Consider the following 21331-nt stretch of genomic DNA (forward strand, 5'->3'; position numbering starts at 1 on the left):
GGGGCGGCCTGACAGGATGGCCCGATGTCCAAGATCGCAGCGCTGAAGAGCGCGGTGTCCGGGAGCACTGCGCCGGGAAGCGCGGTGCCGAGGCTCGTCGCGCCCCTGGTGGCCGGCGCCACGTACGCACGACTGCTGCACCTGCTGGTCGGGTGGATCTTCGCGGGCGTCGTGCTGATGGTCTATCCGGGGACGTACCACAAGGACGTCGGCGAGATCCTGATGGCGAGCATCTCGACGGACGTCGTGCTGCTCGCGCTCGCCGCGCTCATCCCGGCGGCGCGCCGGGCCGAGGGGGTGCAGGCCCGGCTGCTGCTGGTGCCCGACCGCGAGGAGGACATCGCCACCGAGCCCTCCCGCTCCTGGGCCGACCGGCGGCGCACGGCCGGCTGGCTGATCGGGCGGGTCGCGCTCGGTTCGGCGGTCGGGTTCCCGGTGGTCTTCGGGATCGCCGGGGCCTTCGAGCGGCTGACCGGTCCGGACGCCCTCTGGTACCTCCCGTTCACGCCGTTGGCGGCACTCGGCCTCGGCTGGTTCCTGGTGTACGCAGGACGCCTCCAACTCGCCATGGCAGTCAGGCTGTTGGGCCCGTCACCGGCGGAGCGCCTGGCCGAGGCGGAACTGCGCGCCGAACGGCTGCTGGAGCGCAACCGGCTGGCCCGGGAGCTGCACGACTCGATCGGCCACGCCCTGACGGTGACGGTCCTTCAGGCGGGAGCGGCGCGCGAGGTCGGGGATCCGGCCTTCGTCGCCAAGGCGCTCGAAGTCATCGAGGAGACCGGCCGACAGGCCATGGAGGACCTCGAGCGCACCCTCGTGCTGCTGCGCGAGACCCCGGCCGGAGCGAACGGCGCGGCCACCGAACAGCCCGGGATCGACCAGCTGCCCGCGCTGTTCGACACCGCCCGGGCGGCCGGCAGCCCGGTGAAGGCGCGGATCGAGGTGCCTTCCGGCACCCTACCCGGAGTGCTTTCCCGCGAGTCGTACCGGATCGTCCAGGAGGGAGTCACCAACGCGCTCAAGTACGCTCCCGGCGAGCCGATCGACATCCGGATCGCCGTACGGGACGGCCAGTTGGAGCTGCGATGCGCCAACCGGCCACCCGGAAGCGGCCGTTCACCGGCCGGGGCGGATCGGCCGACGGCCTACGGTGCGGGCAGGGGCGCAACGCGCAAGGGTGGCAAGGGACTGCGCGGCATCCGCGAGCGTGCCACCCTGCTCGGCGGAGAGGCGACGGCGGGACCGGCGCGGGGAGTGGCACCGGGACCAGGGCCGGGGACGGTGCAGGGGGCGGGGCCAGGGGCGGCCGAGGCGCAGGAGGGGAACGGGGGATGGGTGCTGACCGTCCGGCTGCCCCTACGCTTGGGCTCGTGACGAACGATCTTGTGACCCGGGGTGCGGCCGGAGGAGCCGCCGGGATGACGGACATCCTGCTCGCCGACGACGAGGAACTGGTCCGGGCCGGCCTGCGGGCCGTCCTGGAGGCGCAGGGGGACCTGCGGGTGGTCGGCGAGGCGTCCGACGGTGCCGAAGCGGTCGCCCTCGCCCGCGCGCTGCGCCCGCACGTGGTGCTGATGGACGTCCGGATGCCGGTGCTGGACGGCCTGGCAGCCACCCGCGAACTGCTGCGCCCCGGCGCACCGGGGGAGCGTCCTCCGAGGATCCTGGTCGTGACCACCTTCGAGAACGACGACTACGTCTACCAGGCGCTGCGCGCGGGCGCGGACGGCTTTCTGCTCAAGCGCACCCGCCCGGCCGAGATCGCCCAGGCGGTGCGGCTGGTGGCGGCGGGCGAGTCGCTGCTGTTCCCGGCCGCGATCCGCCGGTTGGCGGCCGGGCACGGCAACCCGACCGCCCGGGCGGCCATGGAGCGGGCGGCGCTGACCGAGCGCGAGGCGGAGGTGCTGCGGCTGGTCGCGCGCGGCCTCAGCAACGGGGAGATCGCCGAGCAGCTGTTCCTCGGCGTACAGACGGTGAAGACGCACGTCAGCAGCGTGCTGGCGAAGCTGGGCGCGCGGGACCGCACCCAGGCGGTGATCGCGGCGTACGAGTCGGGGTTCGTCGAACCGGCGGAGTGACGCTGCCGGAACGATCCCGTCGGAGCGGCCCGCCGGCTCGATCCCGTCGGGGCGGCCCGCCGGCTCGATCCCGCCGAAGCGGCCCGTCGAAGCGGTCCCGTCGGAGCGGCCCTGCCGGAGCCGTTCCGGCGGTGGGCTGTCAGGCCGGGTAGGCGTGGGTCTGGGTCGCCTTGACCGAGGCCCAGACCGCGACGCCGGGCGCCAGCTCCAGCTCCGCGACGGCGGCCGGGGTGAGGTCGGCGGCCAGCGGCAGGTCGCCGGCGAGTTCGGCGCGGACCTGGTCGCCGTGCAGGTCCAGCCCGGTGACCTCGGCCTTCCACAGGTTGCGGGCGCTGGCCTGCGGGCGCTCCCGGTACAGCGTCACGGCGGAGGGCGGGAAGGCCACGAAGGCCGGGCCGTCCAGCTCCTCGGCGGTGGCCAGGACCGTGCCGTCCGGGAGCGTGACCCGGGTGCCGTCGGCCCGGCCCTGGTACAGGTTCAGGCCGACCAGCCGGGCGATGTAGTCGGTGCGCGGACGCCGGGCGACCTCCGCCGGGCTGCCGGACTGCACCTCCCGCCCGTCCTCGATCACCACGAGCCGGTCGGCCAGCACCATGGCGTCCAGCGGGTCGTGCGTCACCAGCACCGCCACCGCCTCGAACTCGGCCAGGTGGCGCCGCAGCTGGGACCGTACGTCGAGCCGGGTGCGGGCGTCCAGGGCGGCCAGCGGCTCGTCCAGCAGGAGCAGCCGGGGGCGTACGGCGAGGGCGCGGGCGAGCGCCACCCGCTGGGCCTGGCCGCCGGAGAGCCGGCCGGGGCGGACCGAGGCGTGGTCGGCCAGGCCCATCCGCTCCAGCCAGGCCGCCGCCTCGGCCCGCGCCTCGCGCTTGGGGCGGCCCTGGCAGCGCGGGCCGAAGGCGACGTTGTCGAGCGCGCTGAGGTGCGGGAACAACAGGTAGTCCTGGAAGACCACGCCGACCGGCCGCTCCTCGGCGGGGGTGTGCGCGCGTTGCGCCGGGTCCTCCAGGACGTGACCGTCCAGGCGCAGGTGGCCGCCGGTGAGCGGGAGCAGTCCGGCGAGGGCGCGCAGGGTGGTGGACTTGCCGGCGCCGTTGGGGCCGAGCAGTGCCACCACCTCGCCGGGGGCGGCGGTGAGGTCGAGGTCGAGGGTGAACCCGGGGCGCTCGACCCTCAGACGGGCGTCCAGGGCGGGGCCGGGGCGGCTGGCGGTGCTCATCGGTGCGGCGTCCAGGTGTCCGGAGTGTCCAGGGCGTTGGAAGTGTCCAGGGCGTTCGAAGTGTTCCGGTGTGGTCGCTGTCTCCGGTGCGGGCGGTGTCTCCGGTGTCTCCGGTCTGGGCGGGGTCACGGCGTCGACAGCCAGCGGTCGCGCAGGCCGACCAGGACGGCCACGGAGACCACCAGCAGCACCAGGGACAGCGCGATCGCCGCCTGGGGGTCGGACTCCATGGCCAGGTAGACGGCCAGCGGCATGGTCTGGGTGCGGCCCGGGAAGTTGCCCGCGAAGGTGATCGTCGCGCCGAACTCGCCGAGCGCCCGGGCCCAGGCGAGGACGGCCCCGGCGGCGATCCCCGGGGCGATCAGCGGCAGGGTGACCCGCCGGAACGCGGTCAGTCGGGAGGCGCCCAGGGTCGCGGCGGCCTCCTCGTAGCGGGGATCGGCGGCCCGCAGCGCGCCCTCGACGCTGATCACCAGGAACGGCATCGCCACGAACGCCTCGGCGATCACGACCCCGGTGGTGGTGAACGGCAGGGTGATGCCGAAGGCCGAGTCCAGCCAGGAGCCGACGATGCCGCGCCGCCCGAGCACCAGCAGCAGTGCCACGCCCCCGACCACCGGCGGCAGCACCAGCGGCAGGGTGACCAGCGCCCGGATCACCCGCCGGCCGGGCAACTCGGTGCGGGCGAGCAGCCAGGCCAGCGGGACGCCGAGGACCAGCGACACCGCGGTGGCCGCGGTCGCGCTGATCAACGACAGGCGCAGCGCCTCCCAGACCGCGGCGCTGGTGAGCTGCTCGGACAGGCTGCTCCAGGGCGCCCGGATCAGCAGGCCGACCAGCGGCAGGGTCAGGAAGGCCAGTCCGAGCAGAGCCGGGAGCAGCAGTGCGACCGGGACGCGCTGCGTGCGCGGGCGGCGGCTGTGGGGGCGGCTTCGCGGACGGCTTCGGGGGCGGCGGCCTCGCGGGTGGCCGCCCGGCAGGGCCTGGGCGGGTCCTGCCGGGCCGCCGCCGACGGTGCGGGCCTGCTGGTTCCGGCCCCGGCGGTTGTTCGCCCCGGAGTCGGCGGTGCGGTCGTTCACGGGGCCTGGAAGCCCGCCGCGGTCAGCACCTGCCTGGCCTCGGGCGACTGGACGTACGCGACGAAGGCGGCGGCGCCGTTCTTGTTCGGCGCCTTGGCGAGCGCGGCGATCGGGTAGTCGTTCACGGCCTTGTCGGCCTCGGGGAAGTCCACGCCGTCGATCTTCGCAGCATCGGCCTGCACGTCGGTCCGGTACACCAGGGACGCGTCGACCTCGCCGAGTTCGACCTTGGTGAGCGCGCCCTTGACGTCCTGCTCCAGGGTGACCGGGGTGAGGTCGACACCGGCGGCCTTGAGCGCGGTCTGGGCGGCGGCGCCGCACGGCACCTCCTTCGCGCACAGGGCGACCTTCACGCCGGAGGCGGTGAGGTCCTTGAGGCCCGCGACGTGCTTGGGGTTGCCCTTGGGGACGGCGATGGTGAGGGTGTTCCTCACGAAGGTCGTGGGCTGTCCGCTCGCACCGCCCGCGTCGCTCACGGTCTTCATGGTGGCGGGGCTGGCGGCGGCGAACACGTCAGCCGGGGCACCGGAGTTGATGCTGGTGGCGAGGCTGGAGCTGCCGCCGAAGCTGAAGGTGACCTTGCTGCCCGGGTTGGCGGCCTCGAACTTCCGGCCGAGCTCGGTGAAGGTCTCCTTGAGCGAGGCGGCGGCGAAGACCGTGACGGTGCCGGAGGCCTTCGGGACGCCGCCGCCCGCGCCGCCCGCGTCCGCGGCGGAGTTCGGGGAGGTGCTCGACGAGGCCGTGGAACCGGAGGACGTGCCGCCGCCGCTGCCGCAGGCGGTGACCCCGAGGCCGAGGGCGAGGGCCGCGGCGGTGGCGACGGCGAGTCTGCGGGTGGTCGGCGTGCGGGTGCTCATCGGTGCTTCCCCTCCAGGGTGCGCGCCGGAAGGGGCGCGGAGTCCTGATCGCAGGTGCGGCCATTACGGCGATCATAGTGCCGCAGATGCGAGCGATGAACCCCCTGTCGGTTCGCACGGCGGAGGTCGCCGGCGGCGGGTGGTGGCCGGTGACAGCCGGGTGGCGGCCCTCGGACTGCCGTGGAACGGCGCGTCCGGGATCGTGCGTGCCCGGCGTGCGTGCTCGGCGTGCGTGCGCCGGAAGGGGCGCGCGGAAATTGTGTCGCGCCGTGGACGGCCGGGCGGTCACAGTGGTCGTCGTCCGTACACGCGGCCGGGGTCGGTCGGAGGCGCCGCCGCGGCCGAACCAAGGGGAGGAGTCCGTCCGTGTCCACGCTGCACGTCACCGCCGAGAAGCTGGTCATCCTGGAGCACCCGAACGCCGATGCCCTGGAGCTCGCCCAGGTCGGCCTCTACCGCGCGGTGGTCGCGAAGGGTGCGTACCGGACCGGGGACCACGCCGTCTACATCCCCGAACAGGCCGTCCTCCCCGAGGGGTTGATCGACGAGCTGGGGCTGACCGGCAAGCTGGCCGGCACCCGGGCGAACCGGGTGAAGGCGGTACGGCTGCGCGGCGAGCTGTCCCAGGGCATCGTCTGCCGGCCCGCCGCGCTGGCCGGCTCCGACCTGGCCGCCGCGGCCGAGCGCGGCGAGGACTTCGCCGAGCTGCTCGGGATCGTCAAGTGGCAGCCGCCGGTGCCGACGTCGATGAGCGGCGACGTGGTCAGCGCGCCGGACCTGCTGCCCTGGGTGGACATCGAGAACCTCAAGCGCTACCCCGACGCCTTCGCGCCGGGCGAGCCCGTGGTGCTGACCGAGAAGCTGCACGGCAGTTGCTGCCTGGTCACGTACTTCGCCGCCACCGGCGAGGTGCAGGTGTCCTCCAAGGGCATCGGCGCGCAGGGGCTGGCGCTGGCCGAGGACGAGCGCAACCTGTACTGGCGGGCGGTGCGGGCGTACGGCATCCCGGAGGTGGCGGCGCGGCTGGCCGAGCGCCTCGGGGCCGAGCGGGTCGGCATCTTCGGCGAGGTCTTCGGCGAGGGGGTGCAGGACCTGGGCTACGGCGCCTCGGCGCGCACCGAGCGCCCCGGCTACGCGGCCTTCGACGTGTCGGCCCTGATCGACGGACAGCTGAACTGGCTGTCGGCGGTCGAACTCCTGCCCGGGGAGCTGCCGTTGGCTCCGGAGCTGTGGCGCGGGCCGTTCGACCCGGAAACCGTGCTCGGGTTCGCCCGGGGCAAGGAGACCGTTTCCGGACGTCAACTGCACCTGCGCGAGGGCGTGGTGGTGCGGCCGGTCACCGAGCGGTGGAGCCCGGTGCTCGGCGGGCGGGCGATCGCCAAAGTGGTCAGTGACGCTTACCTGACCCGCAAGGGGGGCACCGAATACGAGTGAGACGGGTCCGGATCCGACCGGGCGGATCAGCCCGGTCGGGCGGGTCCGGGCGCGGCTCCTCTCGGTGCTGACTGCCCGTCGGGAGAGACGGCGGGCGCATCCCTGTACAGAAGGAGTGCCGATGGCCACCGACGTCATCCCCGTGCGCGCCCCCGGGCTCGTGCCCGCCCCCACCTCCGCGATACCCGTACCGTCCGGGAACCGTCTGGTCGGATCGCTGTTCGACCTCACCCGTCGCCCGCTGCGCAGCTACCTCGCGGCCCACCGCGAACACGGCGACGTGGTGCGCTTCCAGGCCGGGCCGCCCGGGCTGCGGGCCGACTTCTACGGGGTGTTCTCGCCGGAGGGCGTCCGCCAGGTGCTGGCCGGCGACGCGGCCAACTTCCGCAAGGAGAGCTCCTTCTACGACGAGCTGCGCACCAGCGTCGGCAACGGGCTGCTGACCAGCCAGGACGCCGACTACCAGCGTCAACGGCGCATGATACAACCGCTGTTCACACGGCGCCGGGTGGACGGCTACGCGGACGCGCTGGCGCAGGAGGCGCAGTCGCTCGTCGAGCGCTGGCGGGCGGCGCCCGACGGGGTGGTGGACGCGGCGGAGGAGACGTCCCGGTTCGCGCTGCGGGCGGTCGCGCGCATCCTCTTCGGCGCCGACGTGGAGGAGGCGATCGCGGTGGTGCACCACAGCTTCCCGGTGCTCGGCGAGTACGTGAAGGAGCGCGGCTACGCCCCGGTCCGCCTTCCGCGCACCTGGCCGACCCCGGCCAACCGGCGCGGCACCGAGGCCCAGCGGGCGCTGTACGGGGTCTGCGACCGGATCATCGCCGAACGGGCCGCGCGCGGCGACGACGAGGACGCGGACGACCTGCTCACCCTGCTCGGGCGGGCCCGCGACGACGACGGCGCGCGGCTCGACCCGGCCGAACTCCGCGACCAGGTCCTGGTGTTCCTGCTCGCCGGGCACGAGACCACGGCCACCGCGCTGGCCTTCGCGCTGCACCTGCTGGCGATCCACCCCGAACAGCGGCGGCTCGCCCGGGAGGAGGCGCGGACCGTCCTGGCCAGGCGGGCGCCGACGGCGGCGGACCTGGACGCGCTGCCGTACATCACCCGGGTGTTGAAGGAGGCGATGCGCCTCTACCCGTCGGCGGCCCTGGGCGGGCGGCGGGCGGTCGAGGAGACCGTCATCGACGGGTACGTGATCCCGGCGGGGGCGCAGGTGGTCGTCGCGCCGCTGGTCACCCACCGGCACCCGGAGCACTGGGAGGAGCCGGAGCGGTTCGACCCGGACCGCTTCCTGCCGGAGGCGGAGCGGGCGCGGCACCGGTACGCCTGGTTCCCGTTCGGCGGTGGGCCGCGGGCCTGCATCGGTCAGCACTTCTCGATGCTGGAGGCCGTGCTGGCCCTGGGGGTGCTGCTGCGGGACTTCGAGCTGGAGGCGGTGGACCGGCGGGTGGCGCTGGCGCAGGGGATCACGCTGCGGGCGGCGAGCCCGATGCGGATCCGGGTGACGCCGGGCGGCTGACGGGCGCCTGACGGGCGGCTTGCGGTTGGCGGGCGACAGCTGACAGGTGACAGTCGACGGGGGTCAGCGGACAGATGACAGATTTCAAACTCTGTCATCTGTCCGCTGTCGGTTGTCCGCTGTCGTCCGTACGTCGTCCCCGTGCGCTCGTCGACCGTCCGCTGGGTACAGGACCGTTCCATTCGAACACACCACCCGTGTGTCACGGGCAGCTTTTCAGATCTTTGTCTGACCGATTCCGGCCTCTCGGTAGCGTCCCACGCACCCCGGACCGGAAGCGCACATGCGGCTGGCATATGCCATTCGCGTGCAGTCCGCCCGGCCAGGGGAGCCCGGGCGCACCGCGTACCGCCCCCGGGCCCGACCGGTCGACCGGAGGTCCCATGGGCACCCTCAACAATCTCAGCCTCGGCTGGCTGACCCCCGCCCTCTCGTACCTGATGGCCTGCGCCGGCGCCGCCCTCGGGCTGCGCTGCACGCTGCGCGGCCTCACCGCGAGTGGCCCGGCCCGGCGGAACTGGCTGGTCACGGCCGCCGCCGCGATCGGCTCCGGCATCTGGACCATGCACTTCGTCGCCATGTTCGGCTTCACCGTCGACGGCACCGAGCTGCGCTACAACGTGCCGCTGACCCTCCTCAGCCTCGTGGTCGCGGTGCTGGTCACCGGCCTCGGCCTGACCGTGGTCTGCTACGGCCGGCACCGCGGCCTCTCCCTGCTCTCCGGCGGCGTCACCACCGGCCTCGGCGTCGCCGCGATGCACTACCTGGGCATGGCCGCCCTCCGGATGCACGGCGGACTGCACTACGACCCCGGAACGGTCGCGCTCTCCGTACTGGTCGCCGTCGGTGCCGCCACCGCCGCGCTCTGGTCCGCCGTCACCATCCGCAACGTGTACGCGGCCGCGGCCGCCGCGATGGCCATGGGCCTCGCCGTCAGCTGCATGCACTACACCGGCATGGCCGCCGTCCACGTCCGGCTGGAGCCGACCCGCACGGAACTCGGCGGAGTCAGCCCGATGGAGTTCGTCTTCCCGCTCGCCGTCGGCCTCGGCTCCTTCCTCTTCCTCGCCTCCGCCTTCGTGGCGCTCTCGCCGACCGCCCAGGAGCGGGCCGGCTACCGGGCGGCCGGCGAGCCGTCCATCGGCGAGTACCCCGGCGAGCCCCCGCACCCCGGGCCAGCCCCGCACGGGCCGGCCCCGGCCGAGGCGGGGGCCGGGCAGCGCGCCGCCTGAGCTGCGCATCCGCTGCGGCGCGTCCTCCATGCCGCATGAGCCGCACGCCCTCCGCTTTCCCGCTTTTCCGCTTTCCCGCTCTCCCCGCCCGAAAGGCTCCTCACCCATGCGAGAAGACCGCGGTACCGCCCCCGGTACCCGCCGGGGTGCCCATGCCGGGCCGCCCGCCCGTCCGCCGCGCCCCGGTCCGTGGCTGCGCGGGCTGCGCCCCCGGAGCGTCCGCGCCCGGATCATCGCGCTGCTGATGGTCCCGGTCGTCTCCGTCATCGCGCTGTGGGGGTTCGCCACCGTCACCACCGCCCAGGGCGTCTGGGGCCTGATGCGCCAGCGCGACGCCCAGCGCACGCTGCTCGCCCCCGTCGCCGAGACGGTCGCGGGGCTGCAGGCGGAACGCACCGCCGTCGGTCAGCTGCTGGCGGCCCCGGCGACAGCCCCCACCGCCGTCCGGGAGAGCGCCCTGCGCGAGGCGGCGGCGGCCACCGACCGGGCGCTCACCCCGCTGTTCCCGGACGCCCACCGCCCCGACCGGGGCTACAACCGCGCCGACGCCCAGGGCCTGGGCGGCGAGGCGGCGGCCAGGCTGGACGCCCTCGGCAGCTCGCTCGCAGCCCTGCCCGTCCTGCGCGACCGGGTCCTGGCCAGGAGCGTCGGCTGGCCCGAGGCGTACGCCGCGTACGGCGAGGCGGTGGACCGGGCGCTCGCCGCCGCCGGCGCCGTCGCGCCCTTCCAGGACCGCCAGGTGGCCGCCGACGCCCGGGTGCTGCTGGAGCTGGCCCGCTCCCGTGAGCTGCTCGCCCGCGAGGACGCGCTGCTGCGCGCCGCCCAGTTGTCCGGCGGGCTCGGTGACGACCAACTGCGGGAGTTCTCCGGCGCGGCCTTCGCCCGGCGGGAGTTCGAGCGGGGTGCCGCCGCAGACCTGCGCCCCGCCGACCGGGAGTCGCTGCTCGCCGTCACCGGTGGCCAGGACCACCGCGAGCTGGCCGGGTACGAGGACAGGGTGCGGACGGCCGCCGACGGGCGGACCGCGGTCGCCGCGGTGCCGGCCGACCGCTGGGCGATGGTCGCGGGCAACGTGGCCGGCGCCCTGCGGACCGTCGAGGACCGGGCCGGACGGGTCGCCGCCGAGCGCCAGGACCCTTACGCCCTGGGCCTGTTCACCCCGGCCGGGATGGCCGTGCTGCTCGGCCTGGTCGGCGTGGTGGCCTCGCTGGTGATCTCGGTGCAGATCGGTCGCGGGCTGGTCACCGAGCTGATCGGCCTGCGCAATTCGGCACTTGAGCTGGCGGGGCGCAAACTCCCGGCGACCATGCGGAAGTTGCGCGCGGGGGAGGAGGTGGACATCGAGGCCGAGGCGCCCCGGCCGGTGGGGCGGGACGACGAGATCGGCCAGGTGCACCGGGCGCTGGGCACCGTCCAGCGGGCGGCCGTCACGGCGGCGGTCGAGCGGGCCGAGGTGCTCTCCGGCGTCTCCGGGGTGTTCGTCAACCTCGCGCGCCGCAGCCAGGTCCTGGTGCACCGCCAACTCACCCTGCTGGACGCGATGGAGCGCCGCACCGACGACCCGTCCGAGCTGGCCGACCTGTTCCGGCTGGACCACCTCACCACCCGGATGCGCCGCCACGCCGAGGGCCTGATCATCCTCTCCGGGGCCGCTCCCGGCCGTGGCTGGCGCCGACCCGTCCCGCTGGTGGACGTGGTGCGCGCGGCCGTCTCGGAGGTCGAGGAGTACGCCCGGGTCGAGGTCCACCCGCTGCCGCGCGCCGCCGTGGTCGGCCACGCCGTCGCCGACCTCACCCACCTGGTGGCCGAACTGGTCGAGAACGCCACCGGGTTCTCCCCGCCGCACACCCGGGTGCACATCCGGGGCGAACGGGTCGGCAACGGCTTCGCGTTGGAGATCGAGGACCGCGGCCTCGGCATGGGCCCGGAGGTGCTGGCCTCGGCCAACCGCCGGATCGCCGCCGCCGAGCAGAGCGACCTCTTCGACAGCGACCGGCTCGGACTGTTCGTGGTCAGCCGGCTCGCCCGGCGGCAGGACGTCAAGGTCTCGCTGGTGACCTCCGCGTACGGCGGTACCACCGCGGTGGTCCTGCTGCCGACCACGCTGCTGGCCGACGAGGCGGCGGCGGAGGCGATGGAGGCGGAGGACGTGCGACACGACGTCGAGCCGGTGGCGCCCCTGCCGTCCGTAGCGGCGTCGGGCGGTGCGTCGGGCGGTGCGGCGGCCGGGGAGGCGCCGGTGGGGCCGCTGCCTGCCGAGTGGGCACAGGCCGGTCTCCCGGAGCGGGAGTTCACGGCGGTGCACGCCCGCGGGGAGGGGGCGACGGGCGATCCGGGCAGCGCCATGGGCAACGCGTCGAGCGGCGGCCCGAGCGGCGGTCCGAGGCGCCGGGAGCACCCGCAGGGCAGGACCGGCGACGGGTTTCCGGCGGTGGGTGGGCCACCGCCGGAGGGTGGGGCTCTGCTGGCGTTCGGCGTCCGGGGCAGTGACCCCGGGCCGGTGCGCCGCACCCCCTTCCGGGCCGACGGCGCCCGGGTGGCCGGTCCGGCTGCGGGCGGGGGTGCGGGTGCGACCGCCCGTCCGCAGTCCGGACCGCCGCAGCCGTACGGCGCGGAGCCGTACCGTACGGAACCCCAGGCCGAACCGGTACCCGGGCCCGGCGGCGCGGGTGACGCCAGGCCGGAGGACCGGCGCCCGGGCGGCCAACGACCGGGCGGCCAGCGATCGGAGCGCCACCGCCCGGGCGGCCACCGGCCGGACGATCACCGAATCGACGATCACCGACCGGAAGCCCGGCGACCGGAGGCTCGACCTGCGAGCGGCCACGTACCGGACGGTCACCCAGCCGACCCGGGCCCCGCCGAGCTGCCGCGCCGGACCCGCCAGGCGAGCCTCGCGCCGCAGCTGCGCGAGGCCCCGGCCCGCCCGACCGCGCGCGGCCGCCGTACGGCTGCCGCCTCCTCGGCCGATCCCGGAGCCGGCGACGGCCTCGGCGCCGCGGCCCGCAGCCCCGAGGAGGCGCGGGCGGCGATGTCCGCCTTCCAGAACGGATGGGCGCGCGGCCTGTACCCGGAGGGCCGGCCGGACGGGCAACCCGCCGACCCTCCGCAGCCGCCGGGGGCACGCCACCCCCGACACCCGTCCCGACCCGAAGGAGAGCGTCCGTGATCGCCACCACCCACCGCGCGGGGGAGCTGAACTGGCTCCTCGACGAGCTGGTCCAGCGCGCCCCCGAACTCCGCTTCGCCGTGATGCTCTCCGCCGACGGCCTGGCCATGGGCACCTCGGCCGGCCTGGCCCGCGAGGACGGGGAGCATCTGGCGGCCGTCGCCTCCGGCTTCCACAGCCTGGCCAAGGGCGCCGGCCGACACTTCGGCGCGGGCGAAGTCCGCCAGACCATGGTCGAGTTGGAGGGCGGCTACCTGCTGGTCGCGGCGGCCGGGGAGGGCACCTGCCTCGCCGTGTTCGCCACCGCCCGGGCCGACCTCGGCCTGATCGCCTACGAGATGGCCAGACTGGTCCGCCGGGTCGGCGAGCACCTGAGCGCCCCGCCCCGGGCGGTGGGCGGCCGGTGAGTCCGGTGCCCCGCCCGTACCGGGGGCGACATCCGGAGCATCCGAGGGCCGAACCCGACGGGCACCCCCGCAATCCGCTCGCCGCCGCCCACCGGGCCCGCTGGTACGACGACGACGCCGGGCCGGTGGTCCGCCCGTACGCGATGACCCGGGGGCGCACCGGGGCCGGGGAGCAGCAGTTCGACCTGATCGCCGTGGTGGTCACCGAGTTGCCCGACCCGGTGCTCGTGCCGGACGCGCCCGAGCCGCCGGTCGGCCCTGAACAGGCGCGGATCCTCGCGCTGTGCCGGGGGACCCCGCTGTCCGTGGCCGAGCTGGCCGCCGACCTCGACCTGCCGGTGGGCGTCGTGCGGGTGCTGCTCGGCGACCTGCTGGCGGCCGGGCTCATCCGGGTCCGCCGCCCCGTCCCGCCCGCCCTGCTCCCCGACGAGCGCATCCTCCAGGAGGTCATCCGTGGACTCCGCGCACTCTGACCACCCGCCCGCCCCGTCCGCGCCGTCCGCGCCGTACGACGGACCGGATCCGTTCGACGCCGAGGATCCCGACGGCACGGTGCTCGCGCTCAAGATCCTGGTGGCGGGGGGATTCGGGGTGGGGAAGACGACACTGGTCGGCGCGGTCAGTGAGATCCGGCCGCTGCGCACCGAGGAACGGCTGACCGAGGCCGGGCGCGAGGTGGACGACCTGGACGGCGTGGAGCGGAAGTCCACCACCACGGTCGCGATGGACTTCGGACGGATCACCATCCGCGAGGGGCTGGCGGTCTACCTGTTCGGCACCCCGGGGCAGGACCGGTTCTGGTTCCTCTGGGACGAGCTGGCCCAGGGGGCGCTCGGTGCGGTGGTGCTCGCCGACACCCGCCGGCTGACGGACTGCTTCCCGGCCGTCGACTTCTTCGAACACCGGGGAATTCCCTTCGTGGTCGCGGTGAACCGTTTCGCCGGGACACGGGAGTTCGGTCCGGAGGAGGTCGCCCGCGCACTGGACCTGGACGCGGGCACACCCGTGCTGCTGTGCGACGCGCGCCACCGGGCCTCGGGCAAGGAGGTGCTGGTCAACCTGGTCGAGCACGCGGGCCGGGTGCACGCCGCCAGGCTGCTCGCGGACGCCTCACCGGTGGGCTGAGGCGGGCGGGCCGAGGCACCGACGGGCGGACAGTGTGCGGCGGACGGATAACAGATGACAGCTGACAGATTTCGAAATCTGTTATCCGTCATCTGTTATCCGTCATCTGTCCGCTGACGATCGTCGTCGGTCGGTCGATCGGTCGTCCGCGTTCGGTCGGGGGCGCTCCGGCCGTGCCGCCGAGGGTGTCAGCGGTTCAGCTGTGCCACTGGAACACGACCCGCGTCCAGGTGGACCCGGGGCAGTTGCCCCAGACCGCCCAGGCCTCCGGTCGTGCGCCGATCCACAGGCCGGTGCTGTACGAGCCGTCGGCGCAGTACGTGATGGTGCGCAGTCGTCCGGAATAGACGTTGCAGCGGCCCTCCCAGCGCCAGCCGTAGTTGCCGGTGATGACGCAGCGGTAGGTGTCGGTCGCGACGGTGTTCCAGGCCGGGATGGCGTCGGGGGTCGTGGTCTGGATCCGGACCGTCGCCGCGGCGGCCGGCAGGGTGGTGGTCCCGAGTGCGCCGAGGGCGGCCGTGGCCGCCAGTCCGAACATGGCGAACTTCCTGGCGATGCAGCCTCGCACGGTGGTTCTCCTTGCTGAGGGGTTCTCGTCGGGCGGGGCGCCCCGACCGCCCGGATGTCCGCCGGGAGGTGAACTCCCGCCTCCCGCGCGGTCGGTGACATGTTGCACACGATTGACTGCGCACAGTGAAACGACGAACTATGATGTGACCTGTGTCACAAGTCATCCGGTTGGCCTACGGCGCTCCGTCGCCAGGGCCGGCTTGGTGCTCGGGGTGCCGATTTCCGGGGAGAGCGGCATGGCGGATTGCAGTGGTCGGAATGCGGGCGGCGGACGGGAAGCGGACTGCGCTCCGGGCGGGAGCAGTGGTCAATCGGCAGAGTTCAACCGGGTGTTCACGGATCTGCTGCCCAGGCTCCAACAGGCGGCGGCCTCCCTCGCCGGCGGCCCGGTCGGAGCGGGAGACGTCGTCCACGACGCGTACCTCCGGATCGCCCGCCGGCCGGAGCGCTTCCTCGGTCATCCGCAGCCGTACGCCTACGCGTTCACCACGATGGTGAACATCCTGCGCGACCAGTGGCGCCGGGAGCGCCGGCGGGTGCCGATGCCCGAGGTGCCGGAGGCGGGCGACGTCGGCGAGCGGGACCGGAGCGCCGCCGACTCCTGGGTCGGCGGGATGGCCGAGTCGCAGGCGCGCTGGGAGGTGCTGCGCCTGTTGGGCTTCCTGACCGTCAAGCAGGCCCGCGCGGTGGTGCTGGTGGACCTCGACTGCTACAGCATCGACGAGGCCGCCGAACTCCTCGGGCTGCACCGCAGCACGCTCGCCGTCACCCGGCGCCGCGCCCACGGCCGGCTGCGCGCGATCCTCCAGCAGGAACGCGACCGGGAACGTGACCGGGAACCCGACCGGCAGGGCGACCGGGAACGCACCCGCGGGCGCGGACGCGAGCGCGGCCGAGGCGGCCGGGACGGGTGTGCGATCGCCGCTCCGACGCACCGGGCTGACGGCAAGTCAAACTGATGCGGCGCCCCGGCCCGTACCCTGCGAATCGTGACCACGCACGAGGACGGCCGCCTGCGCGCACTGGCCGAGGACGGCCGCTGGCCCGAGTTGCTCGCCTCCTACCGGCAGGGCCGGGCGGCCGCCGTGGTCGAGGCCGGTGAGGAGGCCGCGGCCGTGCTGACGGCACCGCTCGGCCACCTGATCGCCTATGCGGCGCCGCCCGAGCTGGCCGTCCGGCTGTTCGACGGGGACGGCGGCGCGGGGACGGCGGCCGGGGTGGCCGACCACGACGCCGGCCCGCTCTGGGAGGTGCTGGCGACCAGGCACTCCTGGTCGCGGCTGGCCCCGCTGCTGGGCCCGGCCCCGGTGCGACGGCTGGTCGCGCACACCCGGGCACTGCTCGGCGAGGACCTCTCGCACGGGTCCGAGCCGTACCGGTCCGAGTCGCACCGGTCCGAGCCGTGCGGCTCCGGGCCGTACGGGCCCGAGCCCGACCCCGAGGGCGTGCCGTTGCGCCTGGAGCCGTGGGAGGCGTCGGGCTGGGACGAGGCGGCCCGGGTGCGCGAGTACCTGCCCGGCGGGGGTGCGCGCAGCGCGCTGCTGACCCTGCCCGCCAGCCGGGAGGGCCTGGGTGAGGTGGAACTGCCACGGGCGGCGGAGTCGGCCGGACGCCCGGACGGGCCGCGGGTCGCCCGGGCGCTGGCCGGGCTGGGGGCACTGGTGCCGTGGGCGGCGACGGCCTGCGTCCGCGGTCCGGCCCCGGCGGCGGCCGCCCTGCTCGCCCGCGACCGTCGGGTGGTCGGCGGGTACCTGCCGTTCCCGCTCGCCTATCCGGCGCTGGTGCGGGCCGCCGCCGTGGGGCGGGAGCAGGGCTGCGCGCACGGGCGGCTGGCGCTGTGGCGGGCGCTGGCCGCGATGGCTGCGATGGACGGTGCGGACAGGACGGACGGGGCGGACGGGGTGGGCACTCGGGAAAGGGCAGCCGGGACGGCCGGGACGCGCGGAGTGGACCGCGCCGCGGTGAACGCGCTGGTGGTCCGGATGCGCTGCTTCACCTGGCAGGAGCCGTCGGCCGGGCTGCACCATCTGCACGTCGCGCTGGAGGACCCGGCCAGCGGGGTGGCCTGGGTGGTCAGCGGCTCGCAGGAGCTGTGACGAGCGAGTCGGGAGGCCCGTCCGGGCTGACCGACCGGCCCGGGAGCGACGAGGCCCCGGCCCGGGACCGACGAAACCCCCGGTCCGGGGAAGACGAAACCCCCGGCCCGGCGCCGTTTCCGGGGTTGGTGGAGGCGCCGGGTCGGGGGAGTGTGAGGGCCGCTACCGGGCTCAGGCGCCGGCGGGAGCGGCGCCCTGGGCGGGAACGGCCTCGGGGGTGGCAGCCGCCGAGCCGTCCGCCGCGGTGGCCGGGCCGGCGGGCGCGCCGTGGACGTCGACCAGCGTCTGCTCGTCGAACGGCAGCTCGCCGGCCAGCACCCGCCGGGAGCGCTCGGTGTCGAGCTCGCCGGTCCAGTGCCCGATCAGGACGGTCGCGACGGCGTTGCCCGCGAAGTTGGTGAGGGCGCGGGCCTCCGACATGAAGCGGTCGATGCCGACGATCAGGCCGACCCCGTCCACCAGCGCGGGCTTGTGCGACTGCAGCCCGCCCGCGAGGGTGGCCAGTCCGGCCCCGGTGACCCCGGCCGCGCCCTTGCTCGCGATCACCATGAAGACCAGCAGCGAGAGCTGCTCGCCGAGCGACATCGGCTTGTCCATCGCCTCGGAGATGAAGATCGAGGCCATGGTCAGGTAGATGGCGGTGCCGTCGAGGTTGAAGCTGTAGCCGGTCGGCACGGTGATGCCGACGACCGGGCGGCTGACGCCCAGGTGCTCCATCTTGGCGATCAGGCGGGGCAGCGCGCTCTCGGAGGAGGAGGTGGAGAGGATCAGCAGGAACTCGCGGCCGAGGTACTTCAGCAGCGAGAACACGTTGACCCCGGCGACCAGGCGCAGCAGCGTGCCCAGCACCACGACGACGAACAGCGCGCAGGTGACGTAGAAGCCGATCATGATGACGGCCAGGCTCTTCAGCGCGGCGGTGCCGGTGGCTCCCACCACGGCGGCCATGGCCCCGAAGGCGCCGATCGGCGCGACCCACATGATCATCGACATGATCCGGAAGACCAGCCGCTGCAGGTGCTCGATCCCGCGCAGGACCGGCGCGCCGGCCGTGCCCATCGCCTGGAGGGCGAAGCCGGCGAGCAGGGCGACCAGCAGGGTCTGGAGCACCTTGCCCTGGGTGAGGGCCGAGAACAGGGTCTCGGGGATCATCCCGAGCAGGAAGTCGGTGGTCGACTGGGCGCCGCCGGCGGCCGCCTGGGCGTGGCCGGACTTGGCGAGCGCGGCGGTCAGGTGCAGGCCGCCGCCGGGCTCCAGCAGGTTGCCGACGACCATGCCGATGCCCAGCGCGACGGTCGACATGGCAAGGAAGTAGCCGATGGCGAGGCCGCCGACCTTGCCGACCTTGGCGGCCTTGGTCACCGAGCCGATGCCCAGGACGATGGTGCAGAAGATCACTGGGCTGATCATCATCTTGATCAGGTTGACGAAGCCCGTACCGACCGGCTTCAGCTCCACGGCGAAACCGGGGGCGGCCAGGCCGACCGCCACACCCGCGGCCACCGCGGCGATCACGGCGATGTAGAGGTAGTGGGTCCGGTCCTTGCGTCTGGGTCCCGCCGCCGTGGCGGCTCCGGTGATCGACATCTGCGGCTCCCTTGCCGTGCAGTCCTGGTGGCCCCGGGGGATGGGCCGCTCTGACTATGGGCCCGGAGGTGACGGAGGTCACGTTTGCGTTCATAGAGTTCATGAACGGTACGGGTGGCCCGGAGGTCCCGGCCGTGAACGGTGCGGGCGGCGAACGGTGCGGGCCGGGCGGGCGCGGGTGGGCTGCGGCCGCCCGTCGCCGTGCCCTGGGGTCGTCCGGGAGTGTGGTGCACACTGGCAGGCATGTCCGAGCGCACCGCCCCCACCGCCCCGCGCCGCCGTTCGCACCGGTCGACGGGCCGCGGGCCCCGGCGGCTGGTCCGCAGCCTGGCCGGGCAGCTGTTCGTCGTCCAGGTGGTGATCGTCGCCGCCGTGGTCGCCGGCGGCGCGGTGCTCGCGTACCTCTTCACCGCCGGCCGCACCGAGGACGCCGCGCGCCGCCAGGTGACCGCGGTCGCGCACGCCGTCGCGGACTCGCCGTCCGTCCGTGCGGCCGTCGATGGCCCGGACCCGACCGCGGTGCTCCAGCCGTACGTCGAGCAGGTGCGGGCCGACACCGGGGTCTCCTTCATCACCGTCATGGACACCGACGGCGTGCGCTGGACCCACCCGCTGCCCGAGCAGATCGGCCGGACCTACCTCGGGCACATCGACTGGGCGCTCGCCGGGCAGACCCGCAGCGAGACGTACACCGGAACGCTCGGCCCGTCCGTCCGGGTGGTCACCCCGGTCTGGGACGACCGGCACCGGGTGGTCGCGCTGGTCAGCGCGGGCCTCACGGTGGAGTCGATCTCCGCGCAGCTGAGCGGTCCGCTGCTCGCCCTGGTCGGGGTGGCGGTGGCCGCGCTCGCGCTCGGTGGTGTCGGCACCTACCTCGCCAACTCCCGGCTGCGGCGGCACACCCACGGGATGGGACCGGACGAGCTGAGCCACCTCTACGAGTACCACCAGGCCACCCTGCACGCGGTGCGCGAGGGGCTGGTCCTGGTCGACCGCTCGCACCGGGTGGTGCTGTGCAACGACGCCGCCCGTGAACTGCTCGGACTGGCGGGTGACTTGGAGGGACGTCCGGTGGTGGAGCTGGGCCTGCCGGAGGCGCTGGTCGCGGCCGTGCTGGGGAAGGAGCCGGTCCGGGACGAGGTGCACCTGACGGCCGAGAGAGTCGTCGTGCTGAACACCTCCACCATCGGCGCCGGCACCGGCCTCGGCCGGGTGGTCACTCTCCGGGACCACACCGAACTCCAGGCGCTCAGCGGAGAGTTGGACTCGGTGCGCGGCTTCACCGAGGCGCTCGGCGCGCAGGCGCACGAGGCCGCCAACCGGCTGCACGCCGTGGTCTCGCTGATCGAACTGGGCCGCCACGAGCAGGCGGTGGAGTTCGCGACCGCCGAGCTCGAACTCGCCCAGCAGCTCACCGACCGGGTGGTCGCGGCGGTGAGCGAGCCGGTGCTGGCCGCGCTGCTGCTCGGCAAGGCGGCCCAAGCCGCCGAACGGGGCGTGGAGTTGACCCTCACCGAGGACAGCCGAATCGACGACGGGGTGCTGCCGCCCGGGCTCTCCGCACGAGACCTGATCACCGTGCTCGGCAACCTCATCGACAACGCCGTGGACGCCGCGATCGCCGGAGCGGCCGAGAGCCCCGTCCCGCCGGAGGTCACCGTCACGGCGCGGATCGCCGACGGCCGGGACTGCGGCGTTCCGGACGGTGGCGTTCGGGACTGCGGCGGTCGGGACGGCGTCGGTCGGGATCGCGGGAGCGACGGCCGGGGCGACGACGGGGACGCGGGGGCGCCCGGCGAGTGCCTGCTGCTGCGGGTCGCCGACACCGGCGCGGGGATCGACCCGGGCGCGGTCGAGGACGTGTTCCGGCGCGGCTGGAGCACCAAGCAGGACGGCCGTGGGCACGGGCTCGGGCTGGCACTGGTCGCCCAGACCGCCCGGCGCAACGGCGGCACCGTCGAGGTCGGACGGGAGCGCGGCGCGGTGCTCACGGTGCGGCTGCCGCTGGCCGGCCGGCCGGGTGGGCCAGGGGAGCCGGGAGGATCGGCGGGCGAACCGGAGGAGTCCGCGGACCGGGCCGACCAGGCCGACCGGTCCGCCGGTCGGGAGCAGGAAGGGGCCCTGGCATGAGTGGCGCCGCCGACAGCACGGCCGACACCGCGATCGGCGCCCCCGCCGGGAAGGAGATCTCCGTCCTGGTGGTCGAGGACGACCCGGTGGCCGCCGCAGCGCACACCCTGTACGTGCGGCGCGAGCCCGGCTTCCACGCCGCGGGGACGGTCCACAGCTGCGCCGACGCGCTGCGCTTCCTGGACCGGGCCCGCGCGGCCGGGACGCCCGTCGACCTCACCCTGCTCGACCTCTACCTGCCGGACGGCCACGGGCTCCAGCTCTGCCGCACCCTGCGCGCGGCCGGTCACAGCACCGACGTCATCGCGGTGACCTCGGCCCGTGACCTCGCCATGGTCCGGCAGGCCGTCTCCGCGGGCGTCGTGCAGTACCTGCTGAAACCGTTCAGCGCGGCCGCCCTGCACGACCGTCTGGAGCGCTACGCCCGCTACCGCGACAGCCTCGGGCGCACCGGTGAGGCGACCGGTCAGGAGGAGGTCGACCAGGCGCTCGCGCTGCTCCGCACACCGGAGCGCACCACCCTGCCCAAGGGGCTGAGCGCGCCCACCCTGGACTCCGTCGCCTCGGTCCTGCGCGAAGCGGCCACCGGGCTCTCGGCCGCGGCCGCCGGCGCCGCCGCCGGGGTCTCGCGGATCACCGCGCGGCGCTACCTGGAGCACCTGGTGGAGACCGGGTGTGCGGTGCGGGAGCCGCAGTACGGCAGTGTCGGGCGGCCGGAACTCTGCTACCGGTGGAAGAGCCGGGCCTGACGGTTCACCGAGCCCGAGCCCGGCCCCGAGCCCGAGCCCGGCCCCGAGCCCGAGCCCGGCCCCGAGCCCGAGCCCGG

18 protein-coding genes are annotated in these 21331 nt (G+C 74.8%); 13 read left to right on the plus strand and 5 right to left on the minus strand.

Annotated features, from left to right (window positions below; translation table 11 throughout):
• Positions 1-24: 24 nt before the first annotated feature.
• Positions 25-1374: a sensor histidine kinase gene (locus ACGF0D_RS03895; RefSeq protein WP_392913867.1), complete on the plus strand. Its 1350-nt coding sequence runs from the start codon at positions 25-27 to the stop codon at positions 1372-1374.
• 44 nt (positions 1375-1418) lie between these two features.
• Complete coding sequence (locus tag ACGF0D_RS03900; protein ID WP_392913935.1) at positions 1419-2078, plus strand: response regulator; 660 nt, start codon at positions 1419-1421, stop codon at positions 2076-2078.
• 139 nt (positions 2079-2217) lie between these two features.
• On the opposite strand, the gene ACGF0D_RS03905 is transcribed toward ACGF0D_RS03900, so the two are convergent.
• From ACGF0D_RS03905 to modA, 3 genes are all read right to left on the minus strand, one after another.
• The gene (locus ACGF0D_RS03905; protein ID WP_392913868.1) at positions 2218-3294 is read right to left on the minus strand and encodes an ABC transporter ATP-binding protein; all 1077 of its coding nucleotides are present in this window, start codon (positions 3292-3294) and stop codon (positions 2218-2220) included.
• 125 nt (positions 3295-3419) lie between these two features.
• Positions 3420-4274 carry an ABC transporter permease gene (locus ACGF0D_RS03910; RefSeq protein ID WP_392913936.1) on the minus strand — a complete coding sequence of 285 codons (855 nt, stop codon included), beginning with the start codon at positions 4272-4274 and terminating at the stop codon, positions 3420-3422.
• 95 nt (positions 4275-4369) lie between these two features.
• Positions 4370-5230, minus strand: a complete 861-nt coding sequence (gene modA, locus ACGF0D_RS03915; RefSeq protein WP_392913869.1) for a molybdate ABC transporter substrate-binding protein — start codon at positions 5228-5230, stop codon at positions 4370-4372.
• A gap of 366 nt (positions 5231-5596) precedes the next feature.
• Between modA and ACGF0D_RS03920 the strand changes: the two genes are divergently transcribed.
• From ACGF0D_RS03920 to ACGF0D_RS03950, 7 genes are all read left to right on the plus strand, one after another.
• On the plus strand, positions 5597-6664 hold the full coding sequence (locus ACGF0D_RS03920) for an RNA ligase (ATP) (protein ID WP_392913870.1): 1068 nt from the start codon (positions 5597-5599) through the stop codon (positions 6662-6664).
• Positions 6665-6785: 121 nt separating this feature from the next.
• The gene (locus ACGF0D_RS03925) at positions 6786-8189 is read left to right on the plus strand and encodes a cytochrome P450 (RefSeq protein ID WP_392913871.1); all 1404 of its coding nucleotides are present in this window, start codon (positions 6786-6788) and stop codon (positions 8187-8189) included.
• 383 nt (positions 8190-8572) lie between these two features.
• Positions 8573-9421, plus strand: a complete 849-nt coding sequence (locus tag ACGF0D_RS03930; protein WP_392913872.1) for an MHYT domain-containing protein — start codon at positions 8573-8575, stop codon at positions 9419-9421.
• Positions 9422-9527: 106 nt separating this feature from the next.
• Positions 9528-12590, plus strand: a complete 3063-nt coding sequence (locus tag ACGF0D_RS03935) for a nitrate- and nitrite sensing domain-containing protein (protein WP_392913873.1) — start codon at positions 9528-9530, stop codon at positions 12588-12590.
• Positions 12587-12997, plus strand: a complete 411-nt coding sequence (locus tag ACGF0D_RS03940; protein WP_355257205.1) for a roadblock/LC7 domain-containing protein — start codon at positions 12587-12589, stop codon at positions 12995-12997. Before ACGF0D_RS03935 ends, ACGF0D_RS03940 begins: the two co-directional genes overlap by 4 nt.
• Before the next feature lie 125 nt (positions 12998-13122).
• Positions 13123-13470: a DUF742 domain-containing protein gene (locus ACGF0D_RS03945; RefSeq protein ID WP_392913937.1), complete on the plus strand. Its 348-nt coding sequence runs from the start codon at positions 13123-13125 to the stop codon at positions 13468-13470.
• A gap of 79 nt (positions 13471-13549) precedes the next feature.
• The gene (locus ACGF0D_RS03950) at positions 13550-14122 is read left to right on the plus strand and encodes an ATP/GTP-binding protein (protein ID WP_392872748.1); all 573 of its coding nucleotides are present in this window, start codon (positions 13550-13552) and stop codon (positions 14120-14122) included.
• 196 nt (positions 14123-14318) lie between these two features.
• Here the strand turns inward: ACGF0D_RS03950 and ACGF0D_RS03955 are convergent, their stop codons facing one another.
• A complete protein-coding gene (locus tag ACGF0D_RS03955) occupies positions 14319-14690 on the minus strand; it encodes a hypothetical protein (RefSeq protein WP_392913874.1) in 372 nt (123 codons plus the stop codon).
• Between the two features lie 331 nt (positions 14691-15021).
• Between ACGF0D_RS03955 and ACGF0D_RS03960 the strand changes: the two genes are divergently transcribed.
• A complete protein-coding gene (locus ACGF0D_RS03960) occupies positions 15022-15651 on the plus strand; it encodes an RNA polymerase sigma factor (protein WP_392913875.1) in 630 nt (209 codons plus the stop codon).
• Between the two features lie 30 nt (positions 15652-15681).
• A complete protein-coding gene (locus ACGF0D_RS03965; RefSeq protein ID WP_392913876.1) occupies positions 15682-16788 on the plus strand; it encodes a hypothetical protein in 1107 nt (368 codons plus the stop codon).
• 171 nt (positions 16789-16959) lie between these two features.
• Here ACGF0D_RS03965 and ACGF0D_RS03970 read toward each other — a convergent pair whose 3' ends face one another.
• A complete protein-coding gene (locus tag ACGF0D_RS03970; RefSeq protein ID WP_392913877.1) occupies positions 16960-18375 on the minus strand; it encodes a cation:dicarboxylate symporter family transporter in 1416 nt (471 codons plus the stop codon).
• Positions 18376-18618: 243 nt separating this feature from the next.
• Here ACGF0D_RS03970 and ACGF0D_RS03975 point away from each other — a divergent pair, with 243 nt between their 5' ends.
• Complete coding sequence (locus ACGF0D_RS03975) at positions 18619-20505, plus strand: ATP-binding protein (RefSeq protein WP_392913878.1); 1887 nt, start codon at positions 18619-18621, stop codon at positions 20503-20505.
• Positions 20502-21254, plus strand: coding sequence for a response regulator (locus ACGF0D_RS03980; RefSeq protein WP_392871866.1), 753 nt, complete (start codon positions 20502-20504; stop codon positions 21252-21254). Before ACGF0D_RS03975 ends, ACGF0D_RS03980 begins: the two co-directional genes overlap by 4 nt.
• The last annotated feature ends 77 nt before the right edge of the window (positions 21255-21331 follow it).

It is taken from the genome of Kitasatospora sp. NPDC048298 (assembly GCF_043201465.1).
Lineage (GTDB): Bacteria > Actinomycetota > Actinomycetes > Streptomycetales > Streptomycetaceae > Kitasatospora.

What these genes read in the sequence shown, in the direction of transcription:
- ACGF0D_RS03895 (WP_392913867.1), top strand. Translation starts at nt 25, where the DNA reads ATGTCCAAGATCGCAGCGCTGAAGAGCGCGGTGTCCGGGAGCACTGCG.
- ACGF0D_RS03900 (WP_392913935.1), top strand. Translation starts at nt 1,419, where the DNA reads ATGACGGACATCCTGCTCGCCGACGACGAGGAACTGGTCCGGGCCGGC.
- ACGF0D_RS03905 (WP_392913868.1), bottom strand. Translation starts at nt 3,294, where the DNA reads ATGAGCACCGCCAGCCGCCCCGGCCCCGCCCTGGACGCCCGTCTGAGG.
- modA (WP_392913869.1), bottom strand. Translation starts at nt 5,230, where the DNA reads ATGAGCACCCGCACGCCGACCACCCGCAGACTCGCCGTCGCCACCGCC.
- ACGF0D_RS03925 (WP_392913871.1), top strand. Translation starts at nt 6,786, where the DNA reads ATGGCCACCGACGTCATCCCCGTGCGCGCCCCCGGGCTCGTGCCCGCC.
- ACGF0D_RS03930 (WP_392913872.1), top strand. Translation starts at nt 8,573, where the DNA reads ATGGGCACCCTCAACAATCTCAGCCTCGGCTGGCTGACCCCCGCCCTC.
- ACGF0D_RS03935 (WP_392913873.1), top strand. Translation starts at nt 9,528, where the DNA reads ATGCGAGAAGACCGCGGTACCGCCCCCGGTACCCGCCGGGGTGCCCAT.
- ACGF0D_RS03970 (WP_392913877.1), bottom strand. Translation starts at nt 18,375, where the DNA reads ATGTCGATCACCGGAGCCGCCACGGCGGCGGGACCCAGACGCAAGGAC.
- ACGF0D_RS03975 (WP_392913878.1), top strand. Translation starts at nt 18,619, where the DNA reads ATGTCCGAGCGCACCGCCCCCACCGCCCCGCGCCGCCGTTCGCACCGG.
- ACGF0D_RS03980 (WP_392871866.1), top strand. Translation starts at nt 20,502, where the DNA reads ATGAGTGGCGCCGCCGACAGCACGGCCGACACCGCGATCGGCGCCCCC.